Here is an 821-nt window from a genome sequence, read left to right on the forward strand (position 1 = left end):
GGTATGAGATAATCTATGATGGAAATAGAGAAGGCGACCTCACGGTCGCCGAAATGACTATTATGTTGAGCATTCTTTTTTGACCTGAGGATTCCAAGGGAGCAGCTGCTCAATGCCTTCGGATCTTTCTTCCACGGAGAATCGAGGAAGAATCTCCAGAAGAAGATTGAGATACTTATATGGATTCAGACCATTAGCTTTGGCCGTCTCAACCAGGCTATATACTATGGCGCTCGCGGAAGCTCCCTTCGGGCTTCCGGAGAAGAGCCAGTTGCGCCTTCCAACGGTGAAGGGACGTATGCTGTTTTCTGCAATATTGTTGGAAATCTCGCAGTGACCATCCTTGAGATAGTTCATCAGTCCTTCTTTCTGGTTCAGTGTGTACTGGAATGCTTTCCCGATTTTCGATTTAGGCAGAACCTTATCCGCATTCTTTTCAACCCATGCCCAATAAGCCTCAAGTACTGGCGAGGCCAGTTCAAGACGCTTGATTTCACGTTCTTCCGGCGGAAGATCTCTGCACAGCTCTTCAATCTTGAACAGATCATTACAGAAGCGGACTCCTCTACGAGGCAATGTGGCTTCCGCGCTCTTAAGATCTTTGGGAAGTGCATCGTGGAAATAACGCCGGTTGTGACTCCAGCAGAGGCACCGGGTGACATCCTTCACCTTTTCATAACCGGAATAGGCATCCGTATGCAGATAGCCACGAAAACCTGACAGAAACTCGGAGGCGTGAGCCCCTGCGCGACCGGTGCGGTAATCAAAGACTCTAATGGGCCGTTCTGAGTGACGACTTGTGGTGTAAACCCACATATATG

At 48.8% G+C, this 821-nt stretch carries 1 protein-coding gene; it reads right to left on the reverse strand.

Annotation, left to right across the window (positions count from 1 at the left end; all coding sequences use genetic code 11):
- Positions 1–60: 60 nt before the first annotated feature.
- A partial coding sequence (gene tnpC, locus J3A84_RS15225) for an IS66 family transposase (protein ID WP_207600904.1) occupies positions 61–821 on the reverse strand: 761 nt, incomplete at its 5' end.

The sequence above is a fragment of the Proteiniclasticum aestuarii genome (assembly GCF_017368455.1).
Lineage (GTDB): Bacteria > Bacillota > Clostridia > Clostridiales > Clostridiaceae > Proteiniclasticum > Proteiniclasticum aestuarii.